The organism is Stenotrophomonas sp. 82F1, assembly GCF_056861525.1.
The window spans coordinates 1-1,632 of the sequence record NZ_JBSPUD010000042.1; the positions used below are offsets into that span (position 1 = coordinate 1).

Consider the following 1,632-nt stretch of genomic DNA (forward strand, 5'->3'; position numbering starts at 1 on the left):
TGTGGTGGTCAAGTACTTCTGGACACTCCCAAAGGGAGTTCAGGCCACCTGCACTTCACGGAGCGCAGGTGGCACAAGGCCGTTGGCACTGTGCAGCCGACGGTGGTTGTACCAGTTCACAAATTGTTCGATGTCTGCTGCAGCCTCCTGTCGAGTGGGGTATTTGGAGTACAGCCATTCGCCTTTGAGGGTGGCAAATACCCGTTCCACCACCGCGTTGTCCCAGCAATTCCCCTTCCGGCTCATGCTCTGGGTGATGCCGTTGTCGCGCAGGATCTCGGCCATCGCGTGGCTGGTGTATTGCCGCCCTTGGTCCGAGTGGAACAGCAGTCCCGCCTGGGGGCGGCGCTGTTTCAATGCGCCGCGCAGGGCTCTGACCGCCAACCACGCATCTGCTTCGTGGGAATGCGCCCAACCCACGATTCGACGGGCATACATATCCACAACGACGGCCAGATACAGCCATCCCTGCTGGGTGGGGATGTAGGTGATATCGCCAGCCCAGACTTGGTTTGGCGCCTCCGGATTGAACTGACGGTCCAGGATGTTGGGAGCGGTCAGCGCCTGCGGCCCAAGGCTGTGATACTTGTGCCGCTTGTGCTGTCGCGCCCTGACACCGGCCCGGCGCATCAGCGTCCGGGCGCGGTGGCGACCAACCTGCAGACCGCTATTGGTCAGTTCCCGGGCCATTCTGCGTGAGCCGCAGCTGCCCCGGTGGGACTTATGAATGCGACGAACCAGATCAACCTGGGCCAGCAGCTCCCGGTCGATGCGAGGCTCCCGATGCAGCCAGGCGTAGTAGCTGCTACGGGGATAGTCCATCAACTGGCACACCAACCGGATCGGAGCGGCCTTCCCCAATTCCTGGATCACTTGTTCCGGTGATCGCTGTCCCGAATGAAGAAGGCGATGGATTTTTTTAGCAGGTCGCGCTCCTCCTTGAGCCTGCGGTTCTGGGCTTCCAGTTCGGCGATTCTGACCTGCGCATCTACTGGTGGCGCCTCCGCATGCGGGTCATGTTTTCGCCGCCACTGCTCGATCCACCGCCTCAGCGCCGTCGGGCCGACATCCATCAGCTGGCAGACGTCTCTTACTGTCTGCCCCTCTACAACGACAAGGCGAACCGCCTCGTCCCTCATGCCCTGAGTGATCTGTTTTGCCATGGGTCTACCTCGATGCTCGAAAATGATCCTATCGAGTGTCCAAGTTGATTAGACCACCGCAATACGTCCCTGTAGGCTCGGGCGCGCCTTGCTCTTGTGCGCTGTCCTGCGCACACGGCAAGACCGGGGTTGGGCGTCCTGCCCAACCCGCCCGAGGCATGCCTCGGGCCCATGGCGCTTACGCCCCTGCGCAGCCCACCCTCCTGGCCACGGACAGTTTCCTTGCGCGTCCACCCCGGATTGAAGAAAGAAAAGCAAAGAGCGGAGCCACAGCTGCAGCGCTTCCGGGGTCAGATCCGTTTTCCGCAGGAAAACGGATCTGACCCCTCTTTCCACTTGGAAATCCAACGCTCTTGCAGTCCGCCGACGTGAAGCCTCGGCGGGACGGATCGGGGTGGGCAGGCAGGACCGTTGGCGCCATGGATGGCGCCATCGAGCCCCCATGGATGGGTTCACGGCGTGTCCTGCA

The 1,632-nt window shown here is 61.8% G+C and carries 1 protein-coding gene; it reads right to left on the bottom strand.

Features of this window, described 5'->3' with window-relative positions; translation table 11 throughout:
• Positions 1-39: 39 nt before the first annotated feature.
• Positions 40-1,163 (bottom strand): IS3 family transposase gene (locus AC13GI_RS21590; RefSeq protein WP_243380388.1). Its coding sequence is split into 2 segments (ribosomal slippage): positions 40-923 and positions 923-1,163, totalling 1,125 coding nucleotides; the frame shifts between segments, so codons are not numbered across the junction.
• Between the last annotated feature and the right edge of the window lie 469 nt (positions 1,164-1,632).